Origin of the sequence: Nocardia sp. 348MFTsu5.1 (genome assembly GCF_000383535.1) — a bacterium.
Taxonomy (GTDB): domain Bacteria; phylum Actinomycetota; class Actinomycetes; order Mycobacteriales; family Mycobacteriaceae; genus Williamsia; species Williamsia faeni.
Window position 1 is genome coordinate 626,748 of sequence record NZ_KB911510.1, and the last position, 24,634, is coordinate 651,381.

Annotated in this window: 22 protein-coding genes; 13 read left to right on the plus strand and 9 right to left on the minus strand. The window is 62.8% G+C overall.

The genetic code is table 11. The annotated features are described in order from the left end of the window. Positions 1–6 precede the first annotated feature (6 nt). From H290_RS0106245 to H290_RS0106265, 5 genes are all read left to right on the plus strand, one after another. Positions 7–1,116 carry an alcohol dehydrogenase catalytic domain-containing protein gene (locus tag H290_RS0106245; protein WP_020105919.1) on the plus strand — a complete coding sequence of 370 codons (1,110 nt, stop codon included), beginning with the start codon at positions 7–9 and terminating at the stop codon, positions 1,114–1,116. 107 nt (positions 1,117–1,223) lie between these two features. Further along, positions 1,224–3,056 (plus strand): FAD-dependent monooxygenase, encoded by a 1,833-nt coding sequence (locus tag H290_RS27945; RefSeq protein ID WP_036518018.1) that lies wholly within the window; start codon positions 1,224–1,226, stop codon positions 3,054–3,056. Between the two features lie 13 nt (positions 3,057–3,069). Continuing rightward, the gene (locus H290_RS0106255) at positions 3,070–3,906 is read left to right on the plus strand and encodes an alpha/beta fold hydrolase (protein WP_020105921.1); all 837 of its coding nucleotides are present in this window, start codon (positions 3,070–3,072) and stop codon (positions 3,904–3,906) included. Between the two features lie 29 nt (positions 3,907–3,935). Continuing rightward, on the plus strand, positions 3,936–4,943 hold the full coding sequence (locus H290_RS27950) for a 3-carboxyethylcatechol 2,3-dioxygenase (RefSeq protein WP_020105922.1): 1,008 nt from the start codon (positions 3,936–3,938) through the stop codon (positions 4,941–4,943). Positions 4,944–4,968: 25 nt separating this feature from the next. Next, positions 4,969–5,736 (plus strand): SDR family NAD(P)-dependent oxidoreductase, encoded by a 768-nt coding sequence (locus H290_RS0106265; RefSeq protein ID WP_020105923.1) that lies wholly within the window; start codon positions 4,969–4,971, stop codon positions 5,734–5,736. Positions 5,737–5,790: 54 nt separating this feature from the next. On the opposite strand, the gene H290_RS0106270 is transcribed toward H290_RS0106265, so the two are convergent. Then, positions 5,791–7,083, minus strand: a complete 1,293-nt coding sequence (locus H290_RS0106270) for an amidohydrolase family protein (RefSeq protein WP_020105924.1) — start codon at positions 7,081–7,083, stop codon at positions 5,791–5,793. A 36-nt stretch (positions 7,084–7,119) separates the two neighbouring features. After that, positions 7,120–8,781: an alpha/beta fold hydrolase gene (locus tag H290_RS0106275; protein WP_020105925.1), complete on the minus strand. Its 1,662-nt coding sequence runs from the start codon at positions 8,779–8,781 to the stop codon at positions 7,120–7,122. 176 nt (positions 8,782–8,957) lie between these two features. On the opposite strand from H290_RS0106275, the gene H290_RS0106280 reads away from it, so the two are divergent. Next, a complete protein-coding gene (locus H290_RS0106280; protein WP_020105926.1) occupies positions 8,958–9,632 on the plus strand; it encodes a FadR/GntR family transcriptional regulator in 675 nt (224 codons plus the stop codon). A gap of 60 nt (positions 9,633–9,692) precedes the next feature. On the opposite strand, the gene H290_RS0106285 is transcribed toward H290_RS0106280, so the two are convergent. Beyond that, positions 9,693–10,733, minus strand: coding sequence for a phosphotransferase family protein (locus tag H290_RS0106285; RefSeq protein ID WP_020105927.1), 1,041 nt, complete (start codon positions 10,731–10,733; stop codon positions 9,693–9,695). Between the two features lie 155 nt (positions 10,734–10,888). On the opposite strand from H290_RS0106285, the gene H290_RS0106290 reads away from it, so the two are divergent. After that, complete coding sequence (locus tag H290_RS0106290) at positions 10,889–11,854, plus strand: hypothetical protein (protein ID WP_020105928.1); 966 nt, start codon at positions 10,889–10,891, stop codon at positions 11,852–11,854. Further along, complete coding sequence (locus H290_RS0106295; RefSeq protein WP_020105929.1) at positions 11,851–12,711, plus strand: enoyl-CoA hydratase/isomerase family protein; 861 nt, start codon at positions 11,851–11,853, stop codon at positions 12,709–12,711. The genes H290_RS0106290 and H290_RS0106295 overlap by 4 nt, the downstream gene beginning before the upstream one ends. A gap of 66 nt (positions 12,712–12,777) precedes the next feature. Here the strand turns inward: H290_RS0106295 and H290_RS0106300 are convergent, their stop codons facing one another. Next, entirely contained in the window at positions 12,778–13,287 is a 510-nt protein-coding gene (locus H290_RS0106300; RefSeq protein WP_020105930.1) for an SRPBCC family protein, read from the minus strand. Positions 13,288–13,407: 120 nt separating this feature from the next. Here H290_RS0106300 and H290_RS0106305 point away from each other — a divergent pair, with 120 nt between their 5' ends. Further along, on the plus strand, positions 13,408–14,643 hold the full coding sequence (locus H290_RS0106305) for a cytochrome P450 (protein ID WP_020105931.1): 1,236 nt from the start codon (positions 13,408–13,410) through the stop codon (positions 14,641–14,643). Positions 14,644–14,709: 66 nt separating this feature from the next. Here H290_RS0106305 and H290_RS27955 read toward each other — a convergent pair whose 3' ends face one another. Then, the gene (locus H290_RS27955; RefSeq protein WP_036518027.1) at positions 14,710–15,789 is read right to left on the minus strand and encodes a phosphotransferase; all 1,080 of its coding nucleotides are present in this window, start codon (positions 15,787–15,789) and stop codon (positions 14,710–14,712) included. A 232-nt stretch (positions 15,790–16,021) separates the two neighbouring features. Between H290_RS27955 and H290_RS0106315 the strand changes: the two genes are divergently transcribed. Next, the gene (locus H290_RS0106315; RefSeq protein WP_020105933.1) at positions 16,022–17,608 is read left to right on the plus strand and encodes an AMP-binding protein; all 1,587 of its coding nucleotides are present in this window, start codon (positions 16,022–16,024) and stop codon (positions 17,606–17,608) included. Here H290_RS0106315 and H290_RS0106320 read toward each other — a convergent pair. Then, a complete protein-coding gene (locus tag H290_RS0106320) occupies positions 17,573–18,193 on the minus strand; it encodes a TetR/AcrR family transcriptional regulator (protein WP_020105934.1) in 621 nt (206 codons plus the stop codon). The genes H290_RS0106315 and H290_RS0106320 overlap by 36 nt on opposite strands. A gap of 190 nt (positions 18,194–18,383) precedes the next feature. Here H290_RS0106320 and H290_RS0106325 point away from each other — a divergent pair, with 190 nt between their 5' ends. Then, entirely contained in the window at positions 18,384–19,451 is a 1,068-nt protein-coding gene (locus H290_RS0106325) for a hypothetical protein (RefSeq protein ID WP_028462867.1), read from the plus strand. A 122-nt stretch (positions 19,452–19,573) separates the two neighbouring features. Beyond that, positions 19,574–20,026, plus strand: a complete 453-nt coding sequence (locus H290_RS0106330) for a YdeI/OmpD-associated family protein (protein ID WP_020105936.1) — start codon at positions 19,574–19,576, stop codon at positions 20,024–20,026. A 35-nt stretch (positions 20,027–20,061) separates the two neighbouring features. Here H290_RS0106330 and H290_RS0106335 read toward each other — a convergent pair whose 3' ends face one another. From H290_RS0106335 to H290_RS0106345, 3 genes are read right to left on the minus strand one after another with little or no spacing between them, the layout of a single operon-like run. Continuing rightward, positions 20,062–21,384 carry a hypothetical protein gene (locus H290_RS0106335; protein ID WP_020105937.1) on the minus strand — a complete coding sequence of 441 codons (1,323 nt, stop codon included), beginning with the start codon at positions 21,382–21,384 and terminating at the stop codon, positions 20,062–20,064. Continuing rightward, positions 21,381–21,593, minus strand: a complete 213-nt coding sequence (locus H290_RS27960) for a hypothetical protein (RefSeq protein WP_020105938.1) — start codon at positions 21,591–21,593, stop codon at positions 21,381–21,383. Before H290_RS27960 ends, H290_RS0106335 begins: the two co-directional genes overlap by 4 nt. Beyond that, positions 21,593–23,422, minus strand: a complete 1,830-nt coding sequence (locus H290_RS0106345; protein WP_028462868.1) for a hypothetical protein — start codon at positions 23,420–23,422, stop codon at positions 21,593–21,595. The genes H290_RS27960 and H290_RS0106345 overlap by 1 nt, the downstream gene beginning before the upstream one ends. A gap of 259 nt (positions 23,423–23,681) precedes the next feature. Between H290_RS0106345 and H290_RS0106350 the strand changes: the two genes are divergently transcribed. Beyond that, positions 23,682–24,632, plus strand: a complete 951-nt coding sequence (locus H290_RS0106350; protein ID WP_028462869.1) for an alpha/beta hydrolase — start codon at positions 23,682–23,684, stop codon at positions 24,630–24,632. Positions 24,633–24,634: the final 2 nt, after the last annotated feature.

Below are 24,634 nucleotides of genomic sequence, written 5' to 3' on the forward strand. Positions count from 1 at the left end.
CGATAGATGACCCAGTCGATGCTGGTGGCCCGGCTGCATGAGATCAACCAGCCCATGAAGTTGGAGCGGTTGCCGATACCGCAGCCACGCCCGACCGATGTCGCGGTGCAGGTCAAGGCCTGCAATGTGGTGCCCAACCTCAACAACGTGCTCGCCACCTATGCCGAGTGGTTTCCGTACTTGCCCCTGCCGGAGCTGCCCGCGGTGTTCGGACTGGACTCGGCCGGTGTGGTGTCTGCGGTCGGGGACGAGGTCAGCGGCGTGCAGGTGGGGGACCGGGTCTACGTCAATCCCGGACTGTCGTGTGGCGACTGCCGTGCCTGTCATTCCGGCAAGGATCAGAACTGCGACAGCTACACCTTCATGGGGTACTTCGCCTTCGGGCCCAACGGGCAGCAGTGTTTCGATGCTTACCCCTATGGCGGCCTCGGCGAGTATCTGACAGCGCCGGGGCGGAATCTCGTCAAAATCGCCGACACCGTCAGTTTCGAGGAGGCCGCCAGATTCGGCTACCTGGGCACCTCGTTCTCCGCACTCCGCAAAGCCGGGGCAGGACCGGACACCACGGTCCTCATCAACGGAATATCGGGAACCCTGGGGCTCGGAGCGTGTATGAATGCCCTCGCCATGGGCGTGCCCCGCATATTGGGGACCGGTCGTGATGCCGGGCTGCTCGAAGACGTTCGCCGCATCGCACCCGATCGGATCAGCGTGCACGCCGTCGGGACCAGCGACCTGAGCGAGTGGGCACGCGCCCAGAACCTAGGGGCCGGAATCGATATCGTCATCGACGCGGTCGGCCCCGGCGCACCCGCCGAGTCGATGCTCGACGCAATCGCTGCCCTGGGTCGCGGGGGCGTGGCCGTCGATATCGGTGGAATGATGGAAAAGCCGGCGCTGGATATGTTTTCAATGATGTGCTCGCAGATCTCAGTACTGGGCAGCCTGTGGTTCTCGACCAGAGAAGCGCAAGAGATGGCCGACATGGCCGCTCGTGGCGTCCTGGATCTGAGCGTGCTGGAGCACCACACCTTTCCCCTCAAAGAGATCAACGAAGCACTCGGCGCCCTCCCGGCGCGGCACGGCGGATTCACCAACTTCGTCAGTGTGCCCTGACCACCAAATCGGACTGGTGTGAGACTTGCGTCATAGCACTCGGCCGCGTAGTTTCAATACTAGACGTCTAGCATGCTAGATGCATTAGCCGGAACGGAACGAATACGATGCCTGATTTTGATACTGACGTGCTCGTCGTCGGCACCGGCCCCGCCGGGTCTGCCGCGGCACTCGCGCTGGCCACCTATGGGGTGCGGGTGCACATGGTGAGCAAATGGAACTGGCTCGCGAACACGCCTCGCGCTCACATCACCAACCAGCGCACTGTGGAAGTCTTGCGCGACTTGGGTGTTGAGGACGAGGCGGCGAAGTACGCCACCCCGTGGGAGTTGATGGGCGACACCTTGTTCGCGACCAGCCTCGCCGGTGACGAGGTCGCCCGGGTCCGTACCTGGGGGACCGGCGATGACCGGGTCGGCGATTACATCGTCGGCAGCCCCTGTGGACTGCTGGACATCCCGCAGCTCTACATGGAGCCGGTGTTGTTCAAGAACGCGGCCGAACGCGGCGCGACGTTTGCCTTCAACACCGAGTACCTCTCCCATGTGCAGGATGAGAGCGGGCTGACCGCGACCCTGCGCGAACGCCTCACCGGACGCGAATACACGATCCGCGCGCAGTATCTCATCGGCGCCGATGGCGCTCGGTCCACCGTCGCCGACGAGATCGGCCTCAAGATCGAGGGCGAAATGGCCCGCGCGGCAACCGCTTACGTTCTCTTCAAGGCGGACTTGAGTCGCTACGTCGGGCACCGGCCCAGCATCTTGCACTGGATCATGACTCCGAGTGCCAACTTCGGCGAGATCGGCATGGGTCTGCTGCGGGCAATCCGCCCCTGGGATACCTGGATCGCCGGATGGGGCTACAACATGGCCGATGGCGAACCCAGCTTCGACACGGAAATGGTAACCGCGAAAGTCCGTGCGCTGGTGGGCGATCCCGACCTCGACATCGAGATTCAGTCGACCTCGACCTGGCACGTAAATCAGGCCTGCGCCGCCACTTATTCGGTGGGTCGCGCATTCTGCGCTGGCGATGCGGTACACCGACATCCACCGAGCAGCGGACTGGGATCGAACACCTCCATCCAGGACTCGTTCAACCTGGCTTGGAAACTCGCTTACGTCGTCAAGGGATTCGCCGACCCGGCACTACTCGAGTCTTATTCGTCCGAACGGCAACCCGTCGGTGAGCAGATCGTGGCCCGCGCCAATCAATCCCGGGTCGACTACGGACCGCTCAACGCCTGCTTCCGCACCGAAGGCGAAGCCGATCCGGTTGCGGCCGGTCTGGCCAAACTCCGCGACCCCAGTCCCGCGGGCGTTGCCGTGCGCGAAGCCCTCGCGCAGGCAGTAGAACTCAAGAACTTCGAGTTCAACGCCCAGGGCGTCGAGCTCAACCAGCGGTACAGTTCCGAGGCCGTCGTTCCGGACCCTGCGGCCGGCACCGAAGAGTTTGCCCGTGACCCCCAGTTGTACCTGCAGGCCACCACCCGGCCCGGCGCCAAACTTCCGCACGCCTGGCTCGTCGACGAGCGGGGCATTCGCGTGTCCACCCTCGACGTCACCGGTAAGGGCCAATTCTCGCTTCTCACCGGTCTGGGCGGCAGAGCCTGGGAAAAGGCCGTGGCGGCATTGGATCTGCCGTTCTTGTCGGCGATCGTTGTCGGCACCAAAGGTGTCGAAGACCCCTACTGCGCCTGGCAAAAGGTTCGCGAAACCCACGAAGCCGGCGCAGTGCTGGTGCGGCCCGACGGGTATGTCGCGTGGCGCCAGACCGCAGCGGTCTGGGATGAGCACGAAGCGCTGAACCAGCTACAGGCCGCGCTGTCATCAGTCCTCGGTGTCGATCTCGACGAGACCCCCAAGCGTGGGTCTGCCGATACTGCAACCATTTTCGAAGAGCAAGGAGTGGAACTTGAGCACGCAACCGTTCACTAGCGTTTGGTCCGACTTGGCCCAAGTTGAGTTCAGTCAGGGATTCATCCAGGCCGGCCCCTACCGGACCCGTTACCTTCATGCCGGGGACTCCAGCAAACCCACATTGATATTGCTGCACGGCATCACCGGGCACGCTGAGGCCTACGTCCGCAATCTTGCGGTCCACGCCGAACATTTCTCGGTCTGGGCAATCGATTTCATCGGGCACGGCTACAGTTCGAAACCCGACCATCCCCTCGAGATCAAGCATTACATCGACCACTTGCAGCAGTTCATGGCCGCGATCGATGTCCAGACGGCCTACTTCAGTGGGGAGTCACTCGGTGGTTGGGTCACAGCACAATTCGCCAGTGACCATCCCGAGAGTGTCGAGCGGATCGTCCTGAACACCATGGGCGGCACCATGGCCAACCCGAAGGTGATGGAACGGCTCTACACGTTGTCGATGGAGGCTGCGAAAGACCCCAGCTGGGACCGGGTCAAAGCTCGACTGGAGTGGCTCATGGCCGACCCGGCGATGGTCACCGACGACTTGATCAGAACCCGCCAGGCCATCTTCGCCCAGCCGGGCTGGCTCGCGGCCTGCGAATCCAACATGGCTCTGCAGGATCCAGAAACCCGGGCCCGCAACATGATCACCGACGAGGTCTTGGAAAACATCAAGGCCCCGGCCATGGTGCTCTGGACCACCAAAGACCCGTCGGGCCCGGTCGACGAGGCGCGCCGGATCGCCTCGCACATCCCGAATTCGCGGCTCGAGGTCATGGAGAACTGCGGCCACTGGCCTCAGTACGAGGACGCCGACACTTTCAACAAGCTGCACCTCGATTTCCTTCTCGACCGCAGCTGAGCACTGCACCGCCGAACAAGGAGGTTCTGATGCCGGTCGCTCTGTGCGCCATGTCGCATTCCCCGCTGATGGGGACCAACGACCCCGACCCGTTGGTCGTCGCCGAGGTCGACGCGGCGTTCGAGCATGCCCGCTCGTTCATCCGCGACTTCGACCCCGAGTTGGTGGTGATCTTCGCGCCCGATCACTACAACGGCGTGTTCTACGACATGCTCCCGCCGTTTTGCATCGGGTCAGCGGCCACCTCGGTCGGTGACTACGGCACGCAGGCCGGTCCGCTGGATGTCGACAGGGACGCCGCCTGGGATATCGCCAGAGCGGTGCTGGCTTCGGGCGTCGACATCGCGGTCTCCGAGCGGATGCACGTCGATCACGGATTTGCCCAGGCTCTGGAGTTGTTGACCGGCTCGATCACCGCGATCCCGACTGTGCCGATCTTCGTGAACTCGGTCGGTGAACCGATGACACCGGTCTCGCGGATCCGGCTCCTCGGCGACGCCGTGGGCAAGGCAGTGTCCGGCATGGACCGGCGAGTGCTGCTGGTGGGATCTGGTGGGTTGTCTCATGATCCGCCAGTCCCACAGTTCTTCGGCGCCTCACCCGAGGTGCAGGCCCGATTGATCGACGGACGGAACCCCACCGCCGAACAACGGTCAGCACGAGAACAGCGGGTCATCGATGCCGGACGAGACTTCGCGGCCGGAGTCTCCACCATGCAACCTCTCAACCCCAAGTGGGACAACCATCTGCTCGAGGTGTTGGCATCGGGTGATCTCACGCCGATCGATTCGTGGACCAACGATTGGTTCGTCCAGCAAGCGGGACACTCGTCGCACGAGGTGCGGACGTGGATCGCGGCCTACGCAGCGCTGGCCGCGAATGGCGCGTACACGGTCGAATCGACCTACTACCGGCCGATTCTCGAGTGGATCGCCGGTTTCGGCATCACCACCGCGCTGCCGGTCACCACCGCGAAGGCCGCCACCCGATTACATCAACACAGCGCTCTCGATCTGAAGGCCGACGAGCCCTCATGATCAAGGACCACAACAACTCTCGGCCATGAATACTCTGGACGGGAAGGTCGCCCTCGTCACCGGGGCGAGTCGAGGGATCGGCGCCGCGATCGCGTCGGCGTTGGCTCAGGCCGGTGCGTATGTTCTTGTGCACTATGGGCGCAGCCGGAGCGACGCCAACACGGTGGTCGCCCAGATCGAGCAAGCGGGCGGACAGGCCACGGTTATACAAGCCGATCTCAGCAGTGACGACGAAGTACACCTACTTTGGAATCGCATCGACGCAGCGCTGCATTCGCTGAATCTTCCACCACAGGTGGATGTCATCGTGAACAACGCAGGCATCAACCTTCGCGGCCGAATTGAGGACGTCGAACCCCAGCAACTCGATCAACATCTCGCCGTCAACCTCAAAGCTCCATTCTTCGTCACGAAAATGGGACTACCGCGCTTACGCGACAATGGCCGCATCATCAATATTTCATCCGGATCAGCACGCTACGCCCGGCCCGACATCATCGGCTACGCCATGACCAAGGGCGCGATCGAGGTGTTCACCAGAACTCTTGCCGCGCAAGTAGGTTCCCGCGGAATAACCGTCAACGCAGTCGCGCCCAGCGTCATCGACACCGACCTCAACCAGGTATGGCTGCACGGGGACGAAGAGGCCAAACAACGAGCGGGGTCGCAGACAGCGTTCGGCACCATAGCGGTACCTGAAGACGTCGCCGCGATCGTCACATTCCTTGCATCCGCGCAGTCGCAGTGGATCACCGGACAAACCATCGACGCCACCGGTGGTAACCGGTTGTAACAGCGCCACCGCCGCAGCTAGGGAGCCGTGTCGATCCGGCGATCGAAAGAAACCTCAGGCGGGTATGGGTGTGCCGCGGTGGGTTTCGCTCAGCTCGCGGGGCCGCGCTTCGGTGCCGTCGCCCGGATCCTTGTGGAATGCACCGTCTTTCATGATCCCGACGATGCGGGAGCGGTCTTGCAGGACGGTGATGTCCTCGAGCGGATCCCCGTCGATGAGGATCATGTCGGCGAGGAAGCCGGCTTTTACCTGACCGAGTTGGTCGGGCATCCGCATGATCTGTCCGCCCAGTGCCGTGGCAGCGAGCAGGGCTTCCTTCGGTGTGTATCCCAGGAGTTCGACGAAGTGCTGCAGATCGCGGGCGTAGGTGCCGTGGGGTGTCCAGGCGAATCCGTAGTCGCCACCCGGGAGGATCCGGATGCCTCGTTCCTTCATCTTCTTCAAACCGGCGATGGCGCATTCGAGTTCGTGTTTGTAGCCGGCCGCCTCGGCCGCCTCGGGTGGGTATCCGAAGTCGGCGGCATCGTTGAGAGTGGCAACGAGCCAGTTCAGGCCCGGGGCAACAAAGATCTCGTCTTTCTTGGCCTCGAGCATGTCGAGGCCTTCGTCGTCGACAAATGATGCGTGGTAGATGATGTCGACGCCGTTGCGCACCGACATCTTCACCGATTCACCCGAGCGTGCGTGTGAGCAGACCCGCAGGCCGCGGCGGTGGGCTTCGGTGGTGGCGGCCAGGGTCTCTTCGTCGGAGAAGTAGTTGTCCTGGGCGTGCTGGTTGCCGGTGATCTCTTCGCCGGACATGCTGAGCTTGACCAGGTCAGCGCCCATTTCGACGTTGCGGCGCACTTGCTTTCGCATTTCTTCGGGTCCGTCGGCGAAGGCGGTGATGCCATGGACCAGGGCGCCGCCGGTGACGGCGATCTCCTGGCAGTTGGCGAGGTAGCGTGGGCCCGGGATCTGGCCGTCGTTGATGGCGTTGCGGATCACGACGTCGAGGCGGGCTTTGGCGGCGGCAGCGCCGACGCACATGGTGTAGCCGTTGTCGATGTAGGTCTGGGCCGAGCGTGCGCACAGCAGGGTGTGCTCTTCGACGCCCATCGTGCCGAGACCGGGCAGGTCGGCGGAGTTGACCCATGAAAAGTGGGTGTGGGCGTCGCAGAGACCGGACATCAGGAACTTGCCCTGACCGTCGATGACGCGGACACCGTCTCGGGGCAGATCGCCGGTCTTGGGTCGGACGTCGGTGATGGTGTTGCCGGTGACCAGGACCTCACCGTCGAAGGGGTCGGAACCTGAGGAATCAAAGATGCGGACGTTTGTGAAGAGGATGGGCTGTTCGGACGACATTGTCGTCACTCCTTTCGAGCAGAGATAGAGCTGTGATCAGGGCTTGGTCAGGAACTCGGTGAGGAGACGGGACACGGTGTCGGGGTCTTCGAGGCTGTGCCAGTGTCCGACGCCTTCGAGGACTTGGAGTTGGGCGTGCGGGTAGATCGAGAGCAGGTCGTCGTTGGTGGCGACCGGGCTCACTTTGTCCTCGTCGCCGGTGATCAGCAGTACCGGCGCGTTGATCGACGCGAAGTCGGGTTCGACTGCGGCAGCGAGCGCTTCGCAGGCACTGGCGTAGCCGTCCGGGTTCTGGCCCAGCAACAGTTCGCGAACCGATGCCACACTCAATGGTCGTGTGGTCTTGCTCTTTTCGGAGAGGGCGGCTGCGATGATGGTGTCGGCGACCGCGGACATGCCACCTTCGCGGACTGTGCGAGCGCGAGCGCGGGTGGCAGTCTTGGCCTGTTCGGGCTGCTGCCGGACCGGCCCCAGGAGCGCGAGTTTGCTGACGCGGTCGGGGTGATTGGCCGCGAAGGTGGTGGCCACCAGTGTGCCCATGGAGTGGGCGACGAGCGCGGCCTGATCGATGCCTTTGGTATCGAGTAGTGCCAGGAGTTCGTCGACCCAGTCGTCGATGCTGTTCGGACCGGCGACGGGGGAGCGGCCGTGACCGGACAGGTCATAGCGCAGCACCCGATGGGTTTCGGATAGTGCGGCTACCTGCGGCTCATAAATGGTGGTGGCGCCACCGAGGCCGTGGATGAGGACCGCGACCGGACCATCGCCGGTCTGCTCGGTGAACAGTCGATGCGAGCCGGCCTGGATGAGGTGGTCGCGGTCGGCGGATTCGCCGATGGTGTTGGTGAGCACGCCGAGCCCGTTGGCGGAGATGGTGACCTCGTCACCGATCTGAAGATACTTGGGTGGGTCGAATCCGATGCCGACACCGACGGGGGTGCCGGTGGCGATCACGTCGCCGGGCTCGAGTGTGATTCCCGCCGAGAGCGTTTCAATAATCGTCGGCACATCGAAAATGAGTTGCGCAGTGCTCGTGTTCTGACGCAGCTCGCCGTTGACGTGGGTCTGCAGCCGAAGGTCGGTGATATCGATCTCGTCGGCGCTGACCGCCCACGGACCGAGCGGGCAGAACGTGTCGAGCGACTTGCCGATGAACCACTGCTTGTGGTTGCGCTGCAGATCGCGTGCGGTCATGTCGTTGATCAGGGTGTACCCCCAGACGTAGTCGAGGGCGTCGGCTTTGCTGACCTTTGAGGCGCGTTTGCCGATGATCACGCCGATCTCACCTTCATAGTCCAGCGCTGAGGTGATGTCAGTATGTGGATCGATCGCATCGCCGGAGGCAATGACGGTGGCGGCCGGCTTGGTGAACACCACCGGGTACTCGGGGACATGTTGACCGTCGGCCGAACCCGTGGCGTCGAAACCGCTCTTGGCGAACTCCGCGGCGTGCTCGGAGTAGTTGCGGCCCACGCAGAAAACATTGCGGTGCGGGACGATTGGTGCCAGGAGTTTGCCCGGTTCGGCGGTGTCGGCGACCGTGAGTCGGTCGGTTGCGGCCGGGCCGCCGGCGATCAGGGACTGCAGATCTCGTACCGGTTCTCCGGTATCGCTGAACCGAACGGCTCGAGCTGCTCCGTGCTCATCGACGGCACAGAGCCGTGCACCGTCCGAACTGTGAATCCGTGCAAAACGCACTACGACCTCCTGGGGCTGACCAATGTGAACCAAATGATGTACTTGGTATGTATTGGTTAGAATAGGTCGAGATGCTGTGATCGTCAACACTCGACGTCAGCCGTTGTGTTGGGGACATCAGGGGTGGATGCAGGCTAGTATTGGTTCGAATTGGTTGCGGAAGGGGTTGGTCGGTCATGACGCTTGCGGTGGGTCCTGTGGCAGTTGCGCGGCGCCATATCGAGATGGTGATCAGCGAAGGCGGTTTCGGTCCTGGTGACAAACTGCCCACCGAACGTGAACTCGCCGCGGCCGCGGGAGTCAGTCGTGCCGTCATCCGCACTGCGCTCGATGAACTCGCCGAGACCGGGGTTGTGGTGCGGTATGTCGGCCGCGGAACGTTCCTGGCCCCCCAAGCGGTGCCTGAACCGGCTGCCGGTGCCGGATTTCCGAGCCCCGCAGAGATCATGACGGCCCGTCTCGTTCTGGAGCCCGAGATCTTGCCGGTGACTGTATCGGCGGCAACCCAGCAGGATATCGATGAGATGCACCGCTGCTTGCGCGGTGGCGACGCTGCCCGGGTGTCAGAGGATTTCGAACGCTGGGATACCTTGCTGCATCACAGTTTTGCGCTCGCCACCCACAATGTGGTCCTGATCAACCTCAGTCAGCTGCTGATCGATAGTCGCAATCAGCCGATCTGGGGTGGACTCAAGCGCCGGAGCTTCAGCCCGGAACGGCGCCAGTGCTATTGCGACGAACACAAGGCAATCGTGGCTGCGATCGAAGACCGAGACCCCGACGCCGCTCGCGAAGCCATGCGGGTTCACCTGAGACATGTACGCACAACTCTTTTGGGCGATCACACCTGAAGTCGTGGTTTGACCGAAGGTTTTGTGCCGCATCCTGCCCGGTCCTGCCACCGGACCTCGTCAGTGGGCGGCCTCGGCGATCAGCTGTTCCCATTCCGACACCAGCGGATTCGTCTCTTCCGGGGCGGGGCCGGCGAGCCCCCATTGCACCATGGCACGGGTAGCGGTGATGCACAGGACCATCGCTCCGAACGCGGTCCAATATGCTGTGTCGACGACCGGGAATCCGGTGCGTTCACTCCACCGGTTCCAGGTCTCGTGAGGTGCGGGGATCCCGGGCAACGGGTCGTCGGTCCACTTGCGATGTTGTGTGTCGAGGAACAGGGCGTATCCGACATCACTGGCGGGGTTGCCGAGGTAAGCGACTTCGAAGTCGATGAGCGCCTGCACGGTGGTTCCATCCACGATCGCGTTGGCCAGTCGGGCATCTCCCATGCAGACGGAAAGATTGTCGTCCCCACCCTCGGGCACGTTGTCCTGCAACCACTTCAACGCAGCAAGTTGGCGTGGCACGGTGTCTGCCGGTGTGACATCGAGTAGGGAATTGCGCCAGTACTCGATGTATTCGGTGCTGCCACTGGTGATCTGGTGCCCAGCCTCTTTGATCTTGCGGCCGTCAACGTTGTGTAGGGCTGCGATGGCGTCGATGAAGCTGTTCCAGATCGCTCGCTGATCGTCGGCGGTGTGGTCGCGGTACCAGCCCTCTCCGTGGTACCCGGCAGGTGTCGAGTCGATGACGGTGCGGCCGTCGATGTGCTCGAGTACGAAGCAGGGACGTCCGACGGCCTCGGGGCCCGACGCCACCGCGACAACCCGAGGCAGCGGAGCGCCGAGTTCACGGGCGGCTTCGACGATCCCGGCCTCGCGGGAAGCATTTGCGTTGTATACGACTCCGGCCGGAATGGGTGCCTTGAGCACGAGCTTCGTCGGCGCTCCGTCGATATCGAGATCGATCAGCCACGCGCCACCGGAGTGCCCTGCCGCCAGCCTCGTCACCTGGGGCGACGTGATGGTCTTACCCAATTCGCCGGCCAGCCACTCGAGGAGACCATCGACGTCGAGTTCGTCCTGCGCCGTTGTTGCCTTGGCATCACTGGTCATCGGTGGATCCTTTCGTGCGGGCTCCGCGGTGGGATCGGCTGACCGCCAGCGGTACTGTACCGCATACTGTAACTTACATCACATGCGCATTCGTGGCTTTCGGTCGATCGCGGAATGATGTGGCGCAGGGCTTCGGCAAGAAAGGTGATCCTCTTATGGCTCAGGTGATTCCGGCAGGCTTTGTGGCTGCTGACGAGAACGTCCATCCGGCCGATCCAGGGGAGTGGTCGTGGAGTGAATCCTGGTTCTTGTCGTTCGTCGACCTCGACGATGGACCGGCAGGTACCTTCCGTGTCGGTATCACGCCAAACCAGAATCGCGCGATGCTCTGGTTTTTCGTGGCCATCGATGGTGCGTGGTACACGTTCGAGGAGTCGCGGCTGAACTATTCCGACTTCGACCTGTCGGCGGATGTGTCCTACGACAAGTGGGGCTTGCGGTTCGCCAGCCATTCGCATGATCCATTCGATACCGGCAGCTTCACATTCTCGGGTGTCGCACTGGTTCGTTCAGGTCCCAAGGCCGGTGCGCGCGTTCCGATGTCGGTCGAACTCGACTACGTGAGCGCCGCGCCCATGCACGGCACCGGCATCGGGTCCGATGAAGATCTCACGAAGTATGGCACCGGACGATTCGAGCAGTCACTCACCGCAACGGGCACGGTGACCGTCGGCGGCGAGGTCCATCAGATCCGTGCCGGCGCCCATCGTGACAAATCGTGGGGCCCCCGGGAGTGGACCAAAAACTTCGCGATGGGTGATCTGCAGGGCGAAGGCCGCCAGCTCTACTTCGTCGGCGACCAGTGGCCCGGGCGGGCAATGGGATACGTCCGTGAGGGTTCCGACAACTTGGATTTCCTCCAAGTCGTGGACGCACACATCGAGTTTGCGGACGAGACCCGCTCGATCAAGTCCGCGGATCTCTCTTTCAAGAAACCCGACGGCACGTTGCTGTCGGCCGCGTTGATCCCGGTCACCGACAGTATCAACTTCGATATCGCACACGCCGCAGAACCACCGGAGCACTGGCTGTACTGGCGAACCCTGGTGCAAGGCAATGTCTCCGGCTGGGACGAACCGGTGCGGGGCTGGTTCGAGGCATCGCGGTTCGGTGTGGCGTGAGCGAGGCCGCGAATGTCGGGGAGGCATCAGCATCCGCAACGGTGATCGTGGAACGCCCGACGAAGCGATACGCAGTGGTGACCCTGAACAATCCGGGGCGGCTGAACGCACTGAGTATGCGGCTCGTGACTGCGCTGCACAGCACCCTCGATGAGTTGGCCGTCGATCCGCATTGCCGGGTGGTGATCCTCACCGGCGCCGGCCGCGGCTTCTGCTCCGGGCTCGATCTGTCCGAGCCGCCCGTGGCGCCGACCGCGCATCATCGGCGTGGAATGGGTGCGGGCTATAGAACGCAGGAGTTCATTTCATCGTTGGTACCCAAGATGATTCACCCGCCCCAGCCGATCATCGCCGCGGTCAACGGTCCAGCTTTCGGTGGTGGTCTCTCGCTGGCGGCGGCGTGCGACCTGCGGATCGCCTCCCGGGCGGCGACCTTCGGAGCCCCGTTTCTCGGTCTCGGAATCTCCGGTGGAGACGTCGGTATCAGTTACACGCTGCCGCGGGCGGTCGGAAACACTCGAGCTGCCGAATTGTTGTATACAGCACGAAAATTCGGTGCCGATGAGGCGCTGCGGATCGGCTTTGTGACGGAGGTCGTCGACCCTGAAAGTCTGATCGACCGCGCGTGCGAGATGGCGGAAACCATGGTCGGGCACAGTCCGTTTGCGCTTGAACTCACCAAGCAGGTGTTGCGTACCAATGAGAACGCTCCGAACGTGGAGTCGGCGATCGCACTGGAGAACCGGACCCAGGTGCTGGCCGGTTCGGACGGAGATTTCGTCGAGGCGATGACCGCCCGCGCGGAGGGGCGGCTGCCGTATTGGCTGGCCGACGAGGAGTCGTCGGCGGAAGGTTGACTCTCCGTACTCGCTGTCCGGCCCGCGTACGGGCCGGACAGCCGAGATCATGTTTGCTTTTACTGCCTACTTGGCAACAGCGAAGCGCGATTCCGAAAACTTTCGCAGTTCTTTCAAGTAGCGACGCAGGATCAGGTCCATAAGGAACGGTTTGGCCACCGCGAGCGCGATGCGTGTGCCACCGGCCGGATTGATGGCGACGGTCCATGCCAGTCGGCAACCATCGGCGGTCGTCTCGATCGCGTAGTCCTCGGCGAACGCGTTGAAACTCTTGGTCGACGCGGAATCGAATCGGAAAGTCATGCGCCGGTTGTCTTCCCACGCCAGGAACTTCTCATCGCAGGCCATGGACTTGCCCATCTCGACCGTACGCGTGGTTCCGATACCGAATGGCTCCGGACTCGTCCAGTTCACCCTGGTGATGGAACTGAGCCATTCGTGCCATGCGTCAGGGTCTTTGAGGACTTCGAACAGCTGCTCAGGTGTGACCCCGACGTCGATGCTGTTGCGAAAGCGGTACGGAGCGGAATCGAAAAAGGTCAGATCGACCGGCTCGCAGGTGTGTTTCTGGGGCATGGTGCTCCTTTGCGGGACATCAACGACAGGTGAGGCTGAGATCAAGACGGTTCGCCAGAAACTTTGGGTACCATCCAGTATAACTTACAGTAACAACGACAGCCGCCAGAAGGAGTTCAGATGTCGACCAAGATCATTGACGACGTTTCCCGGGTCTTCGCCGACGCCAACGCCTATACCGAGGAGGTGTCCCTCCATGCGGCCTTCACACACCTGCGTGCCAATGCGCCCATCTCGTGGGTCGAGGCACCGAATTACCGGCCCTTCTGGGCGGTCACCAAACATGAAGACATCATGACGATCGAACGTCAGCACAATCTGTTCACCAACTCGCCGAGGCCGGTGCTTGTCACCGCGGAAGCCGACGAGCTGTCAGCTGCATCCGGCGTGAGCACCCTCATCCACATGGACGATCCGCAGCACAAGGTCGTTCGCGCCATCGGTGTCGACTGGTTTCGGCCGAAGGCGATGCGCGCGATGAAGATTCGCGTGCAGGAGTTGGCCAAGAACTACGTCGACAAGTTGGCAGAGCTGGGTGGGGAGTGCGACTTCATGCAGGAGGTCGCGGTCAACTTCCCGCTCTACGTCATCATGTCGATGCTCGGAGTTCCGGACGAGGACTTCCCGATGATGCTGCGGTGCACTCAGGAAATGTTCGGCAGCGAGGACGAAGAGTTCAAGCGTGGTGCCGGTCCGGAAGAGCAGATGGCCGCGATGATGGAGATGTTCACCTACTTCACCGCGTTGACCGCGTCCCGCCGGGAGAACCCGACCGACGACTTCGCCTCCGCGATCGCGAATGCCACGATCGACGGTGAGCCGTTGTCCGACATCGATACGGTCTCCTACTACCTGATCGTCGCGACGGCCGGGCACGACACCACGAGCGCCACCATTGCCGGTGGCCTGCTCGCCTTGATCGAAAACCCGGACCAGTTGCAGCGGCTGCGCGACGAGCCCGAGCTGATGACCCTGGCCACGGAGGAGATGATCCGGTGGGTGACCCCGGTGAAGTGCTTCATGCGTACCGCGCAGGAGGACACCGAGGTCGGCGGTGTGCCGATCGCCGCCGGCGAGGCATTGCTGCTGTCGTACGCGTCCGGTAATCGGGACGAAGACATCTTCGACGACCCGTTCACCTTCGATGTCGCCCGAGACCCCAACAAGCACTTGGCGTTCGGGTACGGGGTGCATTTCTGCCTCGGCGCTGCGCTGGCCCGTATGGAGGTGAGCGCATTCTTCTCCGAACTCATCCCGCGGCTGGAGTCCATCGAGCTCGCCGGCGAACCGGAGTTCATGAAGACAACGTTCGTGGGCGGGCTCAAGCATCTGCCGATCCGGTACTCCGTCACGTAGCGGACTTCGGCTCGCGGAAAGGGCCCCCTACGTCTGTGACGTAGGGGGCCCTTTCTCGTCGCTCGGCTATCCGAATGCTTTGGCTCCCGGAAGAGCTTCGAGCGCGTCGGTGTCGAGAACGTGATCGCAGTGACGCGCCAGTGTGGTCATGAACAGGTGATCGCCGCGCTCGGTCTGCACGACACTGATCGATGCGGCGATCGACATGATGACTCCCTTGAAACTCTGGACTCGGACCTGCTGCCGAACATCTTCCAGGGTGACCTGTGAGTCCGGGCCCAAGGCCTCGTGATAGGTCTGCAGGAGATGGTCGTAGTGTGTGCGGCGGTCTGGTGTATGCAGTGCGCCGCCAATGAAGTACGAGAGGTCGGAAATACCCGGACCTCGCATCGCGCCCTGCCAATCGACAATGGTCAAGGCGTTGTCGGAGTCGACCTCACCGAACAGCATGTTGTCCAGTCGGTAGTCTCCGTGCACCAAGCCACTTTGGTCTGCATTGGCCATTTCTATGTACTCATCGAAGTTCGCGGCAATTGCGTCGCACACGACCTTCTGCTCCGCGGTGATGACGGTGCTGTACCGTTCCGCGAAAATGGCATATAGCTGCTGAAAGAGCTCCTGTGTGATCATCGACCCGCGATCAAGCCAGTCCACTTCGACAAGCTCTGGGACTCCCGCGACCGTCGAATGCAATCGCCCGAGTTCTCGGACTGCGATCGTTGCCTGATCGAGGCCGGCGCCGCGGATCTCATCCCCGGGCACCGCCGGCGCGGCGTCCCCGATGATCAGATCGAACACCCCGGTTTCGGCGTCGATTGCGGCGTAATAGCAAGGTGCGATCGATGTCCCGGTGAGTTGGGGAACGATCTCTTTGTAGAAGCGAACTTCGCTCTCGTAGAGCCCCATCATGGCGGCGGTCTGTCGCGATGTGGGATCGGCGGCAGCAACTTTGAGTACCACTGAGCCCGGACCGGTGTCACCGGGCGCGTAGTCCAAAGTCAGCCGGTAGCAATCGCTCACCTGGCCGGTGCCGACTGGCTTGTACTCGAACGCGACGACCGTTCCGCGACCCAGTGCGGCAGTCAGCCATTCGGTGGTCAGCTCGCTCGGGTGCTCGACCACAGAGTTGTCAATTGGATTGTTCATTGGACCACGGTTTCTGAAGATGGATGTTTGCTTGTTGTTGCAGACAGCGGTGGACAGATTGCGCCGACAGTGAGAGGCGAACAGACGTCCTGCATTCCGCCACGGTATCCAAGGATGAGCCTTCGGGAAGCAGTTTTGGTGGTTTACTGTTGCAACAACAGAAAGGCTGTCGAGAGTTGACGTCAAACGATCGAGACCGCCACCCGCAGATAGCAATACCCAGGGAGTAAGCATGTCTGTAAGCGACCAGGCCTCGACACAACAGTCGGCCGCCGCCGAAGAGTTGCCGTTCGGCTTCTACGCTCTCGCCGCAGCAGACCCGGAAAGGGTCGCGATCATCGACCCTGATGGCACCCTGATCACTGCCGGTGAGTTGCATGGCCGGGTGAACCGGCGCTCACGCGCACTCCTCGCACTGGGACTCGAGGCCGGTGACCGCGTCGCGGCGGTGGTTCACAACGGACATGAATATCTCGAATTGATGTTGGCGACCGGGCAATTGGGCATGTTCATGGTGCAGGTCAACTGGCATCTCACCCCGAACGAAATGATCTACATCATCGAAGACTCCGGTGCCAAAGCCATCGTCGCAGCCGCTGAACAAGCCCGGATCCTTCCGGGTGATTCACTATCCGAATTGCGTTATGTCGTGGGCGAACCCGTCGAAGGGTGGACTCCCTTCGAGGATCTGGGCGCGGATGAATCGAGTGCACCGCCCGAGGGCCGCCGGTTCGGTGCGCACATGGGGTACACCTCCGGCACCACCGGAAGGCCAAAGGGCGTTCGCCCGGCCAACTTGCCCGACATCGAACCAGAGATCATTCTCGAGTTGGTGTACGGAACGCTCGCCAAGCGCTACGGTCTGCCCCGGACCGGCGTGCACCTCGTCTGTTCCCCGATCTACCATTCCGCACCGAGCGCGCACGCCGTCGCATTCCTCCACGCCGGACACACGATCGTGATCCAGTCGAAGTTCGAGCCGGAAGCGGTTCTCGCTGCCATCGAGACACACGGCGTGACAAGCGTGCACCTGGTTCCGACCCACTTCCACCGGTTGCTCAAAATGCCGGACGACGTGCGGTCCACATACGACGTGTCGAGTCTGCAGGCCGTGGTGCACGCCGGCGCGCCGTGTCCGGTGGCGGTCAAGCATCAGATGCTGGACTGGTTCGGCCCCATCGTCTGGGAGTACCTCGCGGCGTCCGAAGGATGGGTGTGTTCGGTCAGTCCGCAGGAATGGATTGCCAAGCCCGGCACCGTCGGTCGTCCCGGTGATGACGTCGCCGTCAAGATCATCGGCGACGATGGCGAGGAACAGCCGGCCGGAGAGCCCGGGACGATCTACTTCAACAACCTCGCGATGGGCGGCCGGTTCGAGTACCACAACAACGCAGAGAAGACCGAAGCCAGTCGGAAGGGCGACCTGGGCACTGTGGGCGACTACGGCTACTTCGACGAAGACGGATACCTGTTTCTACTGGATCGCCGGACGGACGTGATCATCTCCGGTGGCGTGAACATCTATCCGGCGGAGATCGAGCACGAACTACAGTCGCACCCTTCGGTCAACGATGCCGCCGTGATCGGCGTGCCGGACCCGGAATGGGGACAACGCACCCTCGGTGTTGTTCAGCTGGTCAGCGGTGTGGAGCCGAGTGACATTCTGGCGCAGGACATTCGAGAACATTGCGCAAAGAATCTGGCATCCTTCAAAGTGCCGAAGCAGATCGAGTTCGTCGACGAGTTCCCGCGGACCGAGACCGGCAAGCTCCAGAGAAGGCGTCTACGGGACAAGTTCATCCCTGTCGAGAACCCGTAGCCCCACGATCAGGGCGTCGACGAGGCCATCGAAGTGTCTGGTGGTTTCCTCGACTGTTCTGACGTGGGTGAGGATGCGGTACAACGTCGCGCCGATCAGCGCGTCTGCGACCGCCTCCAGGTCGACACCGGCCCGAATATCTCCGGCGTGCACCGCCCCATTGAGTCGGAGCAGCAGGGCGTCATGATGCGGTTTGGCGAGCTGGCTGTACAAGGCGTCGCCATCGAGGGAGTTGTCGGCCGAGGCGACCGCGAGTGCACGACTGAGGGCCACGTTGCGCGGCGAGCCGAGGTATTCCGCCTGCCCGTGGAGCCAGGTGCGCAGATCGGCTTCGATGTCGCCGGTGTCCGGCAACGCGAACTGGCGATGCTGCCCGTAGGCATCCATGACTGCCTCGGCGACCAGGGGCGCCTTCGATGGCCAGCGGCGATACAGGCTCTGCTTCCCGACACCGGCGAGGTTGGCGACGCGATCCATGGCGACTTCCGAGTAGCCGCCGGACAGCAAGATGTCGCGGACGGCATTGAGGATCGCGTCGTGGGTCGCCTGACTCCGGGGTCGGCCGGGCCGCGGCGCTTCATTCATGTGGGCAGCTTACGGTCGTCGCCTGCATCGACGATGAGTTCGCCCTACTTGCGTCAAAACCGGATAATTTACGAGAAAGAATGTCTAGTATTGGGTCGCTCGGCCATGCCGGGCCAACACTCTTGACCCGAAACGTATGCACCTCACCGTGCGACCCGATCAGCCCACAGGCGTCAAACCGAAGGAACTCATGGACAAGTTGCGCGTCATCCAATGGACCACCGGCAAGGTCGGAAAGCTCAGTCTGCGAGGCATTCTCGACGATCCGCGGCTCGAACTGGTCGGTGTCTACGCCTACTCCGACGACAAGGCAGGCACCGACGCCGGACCCCTCTGCGGACGACCTGACACCGGCGTCCTGGCCACCACCGACATCGACGCGCTCATCGCACTGGGTGCCGACACCGTCTTCTACAACCCGTTCATGGCCGACCTCGACCACACCGTCCGTCTGCTCGAAAGCGGACTCGACGTGATCAGCACCAACCTGTTCCTCAACGTCGGCGGCATCCAGGGTGAGACGGAGGAGGCGCTGGCCGCCGCATGCGAGCGTGGCGACAGTTCGCTGTACATCACCGGAATCAATCCGGGCTGGATCAACACGATGGTGACGGCGATGACTGCCATCTGCCGTGATGTTCAGCAGGTGTCGGTCTTCGAGTCGGCGGACTGCTCGGTCTACGAGTCGGCCGAAACCTGGCAGGCGCTGGGCTTTTCGCTGCCGGAGGCGTCCCCCGAGGTGCTCGAGATGGCGAAGATGTGGCTGAGCACATTCCGCGATTCCGTCGGACGCATGGCTGTCGCGCTGCACTACGACCTCGATGACATGGAGTTCTTCATCGAACACCAGACCGCGTCGGAGGACGTCGATCTGGGCTGGCTGTTGATGAAGAAGGACACCATCGCCGCGATCCGTGCCGGGTGGAATGGCAAGGTCAACGGAAAGACGGTTGTCCAGTCCAACGTCGCCTGGTATCTGACGAAGAAGCTCAACGGGGACTGGGTGTTTGACGACGACCACTACCACGTCGTGGTCAAGGGTGAACCCGAAATCCAGACCCGCATCCGCTTCATCCCACCCGAGCACTGGGGCAATCACGAATGGGACACGATGACCGCCATGCCGGCGGTGAGCGCTGCGTTCAACGTTGCCGCCGCGCCGGCGGGCATTCTGACCCTGAAGGATGTGGGCTTGCCGTGCGCGCCCGCCGGAATCTGGGACAAAGAACGGAGCGAGGGACATTCGGTAACGGTCTGAAATTCCCCCGATTCCGAGGGCAATTCAGAGGTGGACGACGATGCGCTGCCCGGCTGAGGTGCATACGTCGTCGTCCCACCTGATCCATTCCGGGAGTTCGCGTATCTCGGTACAGTCTGGCCATGTCTGAACGCACTCTTCGCCTGACTGTCGAACTGCAACCGCGAGGTCCTGCGGCCGCGATCGTTTTGACCGACGAGCAAGTCGCCGGCTTGGGGGGCACCAAGACCGCTCCGGTCCGGTTCACCATTGGTGGAACGACAGTGCGGGGGCGGCTGGCCCGGATGGGCGGGGAAAACTTGATCGGACTCAACAAAAGCGTCCGTGCCGAGCTGGGTGTCGAAGCGGGGGACACCGTCGAGGTGATCATCGAACTGGACGCCGAACCTCGGGAGGTCGACCTGCCGCCCGCGTTGTCCGCCGCCCTGGATGCCGACCCGGCCGTGCGGGCGTCGTTCGACGCATTGGCGCCGTCGCGGCGGAAAGAACACGCGCGGTCCGTTGCCGATGCGAAACGTGATGAGACTCGGGACCGTCGCGTTGCGGCGATCGTCGACGCACTACGCGCCACGTAGCTGCACAGTTCAGTTGCGGCACAAGGCGATCGACATCATCCCCCGAAGAGCAGGTATAGCCCGGTGAAGGTGTAGCCGACCATCGTGAGCATGAGGCCGAGTTGACCGGTCCGTTGGTGACGTCGCGGTAGGAGTCGGAGGGCCGCGTCGTGGGCGGCGATGACGCCTGCGATGTGTCCGGCGAGAACAAATCCGACCTTGAGTGTCGCCGCGACAGTGGGATGTGCCGACAGCACGTACTCCGGATCGACATCCGACAGCCAGAAGATGTTCCACCCGCGGTCCAGCGGGTCCCCGAGGGCGATGAAGGTTTCCTGGCCCTTCTCCACGAGATACTGCAGGTAGTGGGCGAGTACGTACCCGGTCACGATGGGGATCAGCGTATGTGCCATTTTGCCGGGGATTGCCATTCGTTGTGACCGGCTCACGCCTCCGGTCGCCATGGTGGCCAACGTGAAGGTGGCCGCAACGGTGAAGATGAAGCTCAGCAGCGCGACGGTGTTCACCATGGTCGCCGTTGCATCATCGCCACCGACGGAATCGACGAAGTCGATCCACTGCGGAAAGTCCGAGAAGCTGTCGAAGGCGGTGGATCCGAGCAGCACGGCAAGCAGTGCCACCGTCCCGGGGCGGACGGGCAGGGTTGTGAGATGATTCATCGGGTTCCCCGCAACGATGCGGCTCGTCCGCCGGTCGCGCCAGAATGGCGAAAGCCGCGATGCCACAACGCTGTAGGCGTCGAATGGGTCTGTCCGGGTGAACCAGCGATCGCCGTAGATCGCGGCCCCGGCGACCATGATCACCACGTAGCTGAGCAGCCAAATCCGAATCGCCGCCACCGAATCGGGATGTGGGAAGGCGAGTTCGAGCCAGACGAAGGCGACCAAACCTGCTGCGGCAGGCCGATAACCCCATGACACCGGGTACCGCCGGTCGCGCAAGGATTCGCCGACACGGTGAGCCGCGAAGCGGTAGACGGTGCGAATAGGGGAGAGCACCCGCCACACCGGTCCGAAGACGGCGGACAAGACCACCAGACCCACCCACAGCAGGACGTAGAAGCTCCCGGCAACGGGGTTGTTGTCGCTGTCTGGACCGAACAGACCGGCCATCACGGTCCATGCCGCGAACACCAGCGCCACCAGTGAGACGACGGTGCGGGTGATCCTCGAGTCGACCGCGCGATCGAGCCACGATGGTAGGGGACGGCCGGTCATGTCCGGTCCGAAATGTGGCTTGCGCCAGGCAAAGACAACAACAGCGAACGAGAATGTCAGTGCCCAGGCGCCTCCGATGAGAACGGCGGTGTAGGGGATGGGGAGATCTTCGGAACCGCCGAGACCGTGAGCCGAGATCATCCGGGTGGTGTTCCCTCGTTGTCGTATCTACCGTCACCTCCGTCGGTGTCGACGTTGGAGGGTTCGTCGTCGATGTCGTCGTCGCCCCGCCTCCTGTCACGCACCGCGATCACGATGATGACCACCACCAAGATCAAGGCGGGAATGAACGCCGGGGCCGCCAGGAGCAACGAATGGCTCGCGAGGACCTCGACATTCTGCTCGCTCATCAGGTTTGCGGTTGGACAGTCGGCCGGGTTGCGGGCCTAGCGCCGGATGCTGACTGCTTGGCATTGAGCCGTCCCGCGCCCCAGGTCAGTGCCGCGATCAGGATCAGTGAACACGCGAGGACGATCAAGCCTGCGACGGTGAACACCCACGTGGGGTAGTCGAAGCTGCGTTCGCGTTGCAGGATCTTGATCTCTTGGACGAACTCGCGGGTCATCACCGACTCCGCGGGTACTTCTTCGGCGCCGATACCGGGGTCGGCGGGCAGGTAAATCGGCACGGCCGTCAGCGTGGTCCCGTCCTGGACGCGGAGCAGCGTTTTCCACGTTCCGGACACGGGTACCGGTGTGGTCGAGCGATACAGGCCCTTGCCGACTTTTTCCAGCGGATCTATCACCAAGCCGGTGTCGTTCTCGATCCCTCCCTGCCAGGCGAGCAGCGAGACCCATTCGGGATCGTCACTGATCAGGTCGGGTGGGGTGATCGACACCTCGGCGGTGACCATGCGCTGACCGTCGCCGGGGACCTCGGTGAGGGTCACCGTGGCAGTGGCCCCGGTCGGAACATCGGTACGCAGTCCGTTGGCGACTGCTCCGCCCACGACGAGGACGGTGAGGACGACAGCGACCAGGGCCAGTCCGGGACGCGGAAGTGGTTCGCCGCGAAGGACAATGGCGAGCAGCGCCCCACACAGGCCGGTGCCTGTCGCGACCGGGATGGCCATGACGAGTGCTTCTGTCCACATGCCGGACCCCCAGGGGTAGTGGTAGACGGCACCGATCCACCAGGACTCCATCCACAGTCCCAATGTCGCAATCCCCAGTCCGGCAATTGCTCCGAACCACACGGGTCGTTTGAGCAACGGGGTCAGGGCGAGCAACTCCACGACGATCGCGGGTCCGAGATACAACGCGAAGAAACTGGTCGGAGCACCGAGCCCGGGTCCGACCACCAGAGCCACGACTCCGCGGATCGCGATCGCGAGCATCGCCGCGACAATTGCCGACCCCGGTCCCAAGGTCAACCTGGCCGATACCAATGCGAATGCGGCCGCGGCCGCAATCATCATGGGCTGCAACACCAATCGGAATTGCTCGACACCGAAGTCGTATTCGATCTGGAACACCGACAGACCGATGGTGAGACCTCCGAATGCCATGCACCGGGTCAGCCACACTCCCCACCCGTCAGCCGGCGGATTCTCGCCCATCGCGGCACGGCCCTCGCGCTCGAGGATCAGGACGGCGATCAATGACAGGCCTGCGCCCCCGATCAACATCAGATGGGTTGGTCCCCACAGGGTTACGTCCTGCCCGAACATCCGGTGCCAGATGTCATCGAGAGGAAACCCGACCAGCGCGTAGAAACCACATCCTGCGAGCAGCAGTCCACCTACGGGAGCGTGCCACGTGCGGGTGATCCTGACAGCGGCCGGACCAGGCTTGTCGTACGGCAAGAAGATCGCGAGCATGCCGGCAATGAACAACAAGAACAGCCCGACCAGGATGAAGTAGTGCGCAGGGTTTGCCAGAGGCCCCTGGTCGCGACCCTTACCGATGTGCAGGCTGACGTCCCAGATGAACCCGAACAAGGCACAGATGATCGTGCTGACAAACAAGAAAATCGGGAGCGCGGCCCACGGTGGACGGTTCAAACGCCGTCCCGCCCATTCGCCGGCAGATGCCAGCCACGTGATCCTCCGGTTGCGGTGGAGATATCCCACCCACAGCAGGCCGATCGAGACGACCGCGGCGGCCGCACTCACCGTGAGAACTTGGTCCAGCGCGGCGCCTCCGCCCTCGGAAGACGCTGCCAACGTCGTTGTCGACATCGATCACACTCCCCGGCCCATGCGACACCTGCCCCGTCACCGTTGGTTGGTACAGAACTTTCTACGCAACAACGCTCATTGTCAAGAGCCGCCACCAGCGCCCAGGTGTGGCCGCAACTGTCGTGAAGTTGGCCGCGACTGCCATAGGGATCGGTGAGAATCGACCATAGGTTGTGGTGACCATGACCTGCGTCACAGTCAGACGCTCCGTGCAGTGTCTGACCAGCGGGATCTGTCAGCAGTCGGAGAGGCGATACCAATGCCATTGGATGCAGTCAGTCAAGGGTTCCTCGCGGAGATGGCGGCGTCGCGCACGCCACCGGCGCATGAGGGCACGCCCGCCATCGCGCGGATGTCCGGCATGGTCTTCGCCGGGATGAGTGGACGTGGCCCCGACGTCAAAGTGGTGCGAAACCTGCGCCTCGATACGCCGGACGGCGAGACGATCCGGGTACGCGCTCTCATCCCGGAGGGCGAACCGCGCTCGGTCATCGTCTACTTCCATGGCGGCGGCTGGGTGACCGGGGACATCGACCTGCAGTACGACCACGTGGCGCGCGACCTGGCGAATCGCACCCAGTCGACCGTGGTGCTGGTCAACTACCGCAAGGCGCCCGAACATCCATTTCCGTCCGCACTCGAGGACAGCTGGCTCGGCTTGGGTTGGGCTGCCGAGAACGTCGGGGATCTCGCATTCGCCGATGCTCCGCTGATCGTCGGCGGCGACAGTGCCGGCGGCAACATCGCTGCAGTGCTGACCCGGTGGGCTCGCGACCGCGGAGGCCCCGCCATCGGATACCAGTTTCTGGTGTATCCGGTCACCGACTGCGACCTCGACCGCGCGTCTTATCTGGCCCCCGAAAACCAATTGCTGCTCAGTCGGGACACGATGGCGTGGTTCTGGGACCACTATCTCGCCGAACCGGAAAAGCGCACGAACCCCGATGCCTCGCCGATACGCGCCGACAGCCTCACCGGGCTTCCGCCGGCACTTGTGTACGTCGCGGAGTTCGATCCCCTCCACGACGAGGGCGTCGCGTATGCCGAGGCATTGAAGGCGGCCGGCGTGCCGGTGGCGCTCGAGGAAGCGTCCGGGCAGATGCACGCCTACTTCCAGATGGCCAACATCTTTCCCGGCTACACCGCAGGTGCCGATCTCATCTCCGAGCACATCCGAAAGTTCCTCGCCGACAATGGAAAGGGTGCATAGAC

Coding starts and splice junctions, on each gene's coding strand:
- H290_RS0106245 (WP_020105919.1), top strand. CDS start 7: ATGACCCAGTCGATGCTGGTGGCCCGGCTGCATGAGATCAACCAGCCC.
- H290_RS27945 (WP_036518018.1), top strand. CDS start 1,224: ATGCCTGATTTTGATACTGACGTGCTCGTCGTCGGCACCGGCCCCGCC.
- H290_RS27950 (WP_020105922.1), top strand. CDS start 3,936: ATGCCGGTCGCTCTGTGCGCCATGTCGCATTCCCCGCTGATGGGGACC.
- H290_RS0106265 (WP_020105923.1), top strand. CDS start 4,969: ATGAATACTCTGGACGGGAAGGTCGCCCTCGTCACCGGGGCGAGTCGA.
- H290_RS0106270 (WP_020105924.1), bottom strand. CDS start 7,083: ATGTCGTCCGAACAGCCCATCCTCTTCACAAACGTCCGCATCTTTGAT.
- H290_RS0106280 (WP_020105926.1), top strand. CDS start 8,958: ATGACGCTTGCGGTGGGTCCTGTGGCAGTTGCGCGGCGCCATATCGAG.
- H290_RS0106285 (WP_020105927.1), bottom strand. CDS start 10,733: ATGACCAGTGATGCCAAGGCAACAACGGCGCAGGACGAACTCGACGTC.
- H290_RS0106290 (WP_020105928.1), top strand. CDS start 10,889: ATGGCTCAGGTGATTCCGGCAGGCTTTGTGGCTGCTGACGAGAACGTC.
- H290_RS0106300 (WP_020105930.1), bottom strand. CDS start 13,287: ATGCCCCAGAAACACACCTGCGAGCCGGTCGATCTGACCTTTTTCGAT.
- H290_RS0106305 (WP_020105931.1), top strand. CDS start 13,408: ATGTCGACCAAGATCATTGACGACGTTTCCCGGGTCTTCGCCGACGCC.
- H290_RS27955 (WP_036518027.1), bottom strand. CDS start 15,789: ATGAACAATCCAATTGACAACTCTGTGGTCGAGCACCCGAGCGAGCTG.
- H290_RS0106315 (WP_020105933.1), top strand. CDS start 16,022: ATGTCTGTAAGCGACCAGGCCTCGACACAACAGTCGGCCGCCGCCGAA.
- H290_RS0106320 (WP_020105934.1), bottom strand. CDS start 18,193: ATGAATGAAGCGCCGCGGCCCGGCCGACCCCGGAGTCAGGCGACCCAC.
- H290_RS0106325 (WP_028462867.1), top strand. CDS start 18,384: ATGGACAAGTTGCGCGTCATCCAATGGACCACCGGCAAGGTCGGAAAG.
- H290_RS0106330 (WP_020105936.1), top strand. CDS start 19,574: ATGTCTGAACGCACTCTTCGCCTGACTGTCGAACTGCAACCGCGAGGT.
- H290_RS0106335 (WP_020105937.1), bottom strand. CDS start 21,384: ATGATCTCGGCTCACGGTCTCGGCGGTTCCGAAGATCTCCCCATCCCC.
- H290_RS27960 (WP_020105938.1), bottom strand. CDS start 21,593: ATGAGCGAGCAGAATGTCGAGGTCCTCGCGAGCCATTCGTTGCTCCTG.
- H290_RS0106345 (WP_028462868.1), bottom strand. CDS start 23,422: ATGTCGACAACGACGTTGGCAGCGTCTTCCGAGGGCGGAGGCGCCGCG.
- H290_RS0106350 (WP_028462869.1), top strand. CDS start 23,682: ATGCCATTGGATGCAGTCAGTCAAGGGTTCCTCGCGGAGATGGCGGCG.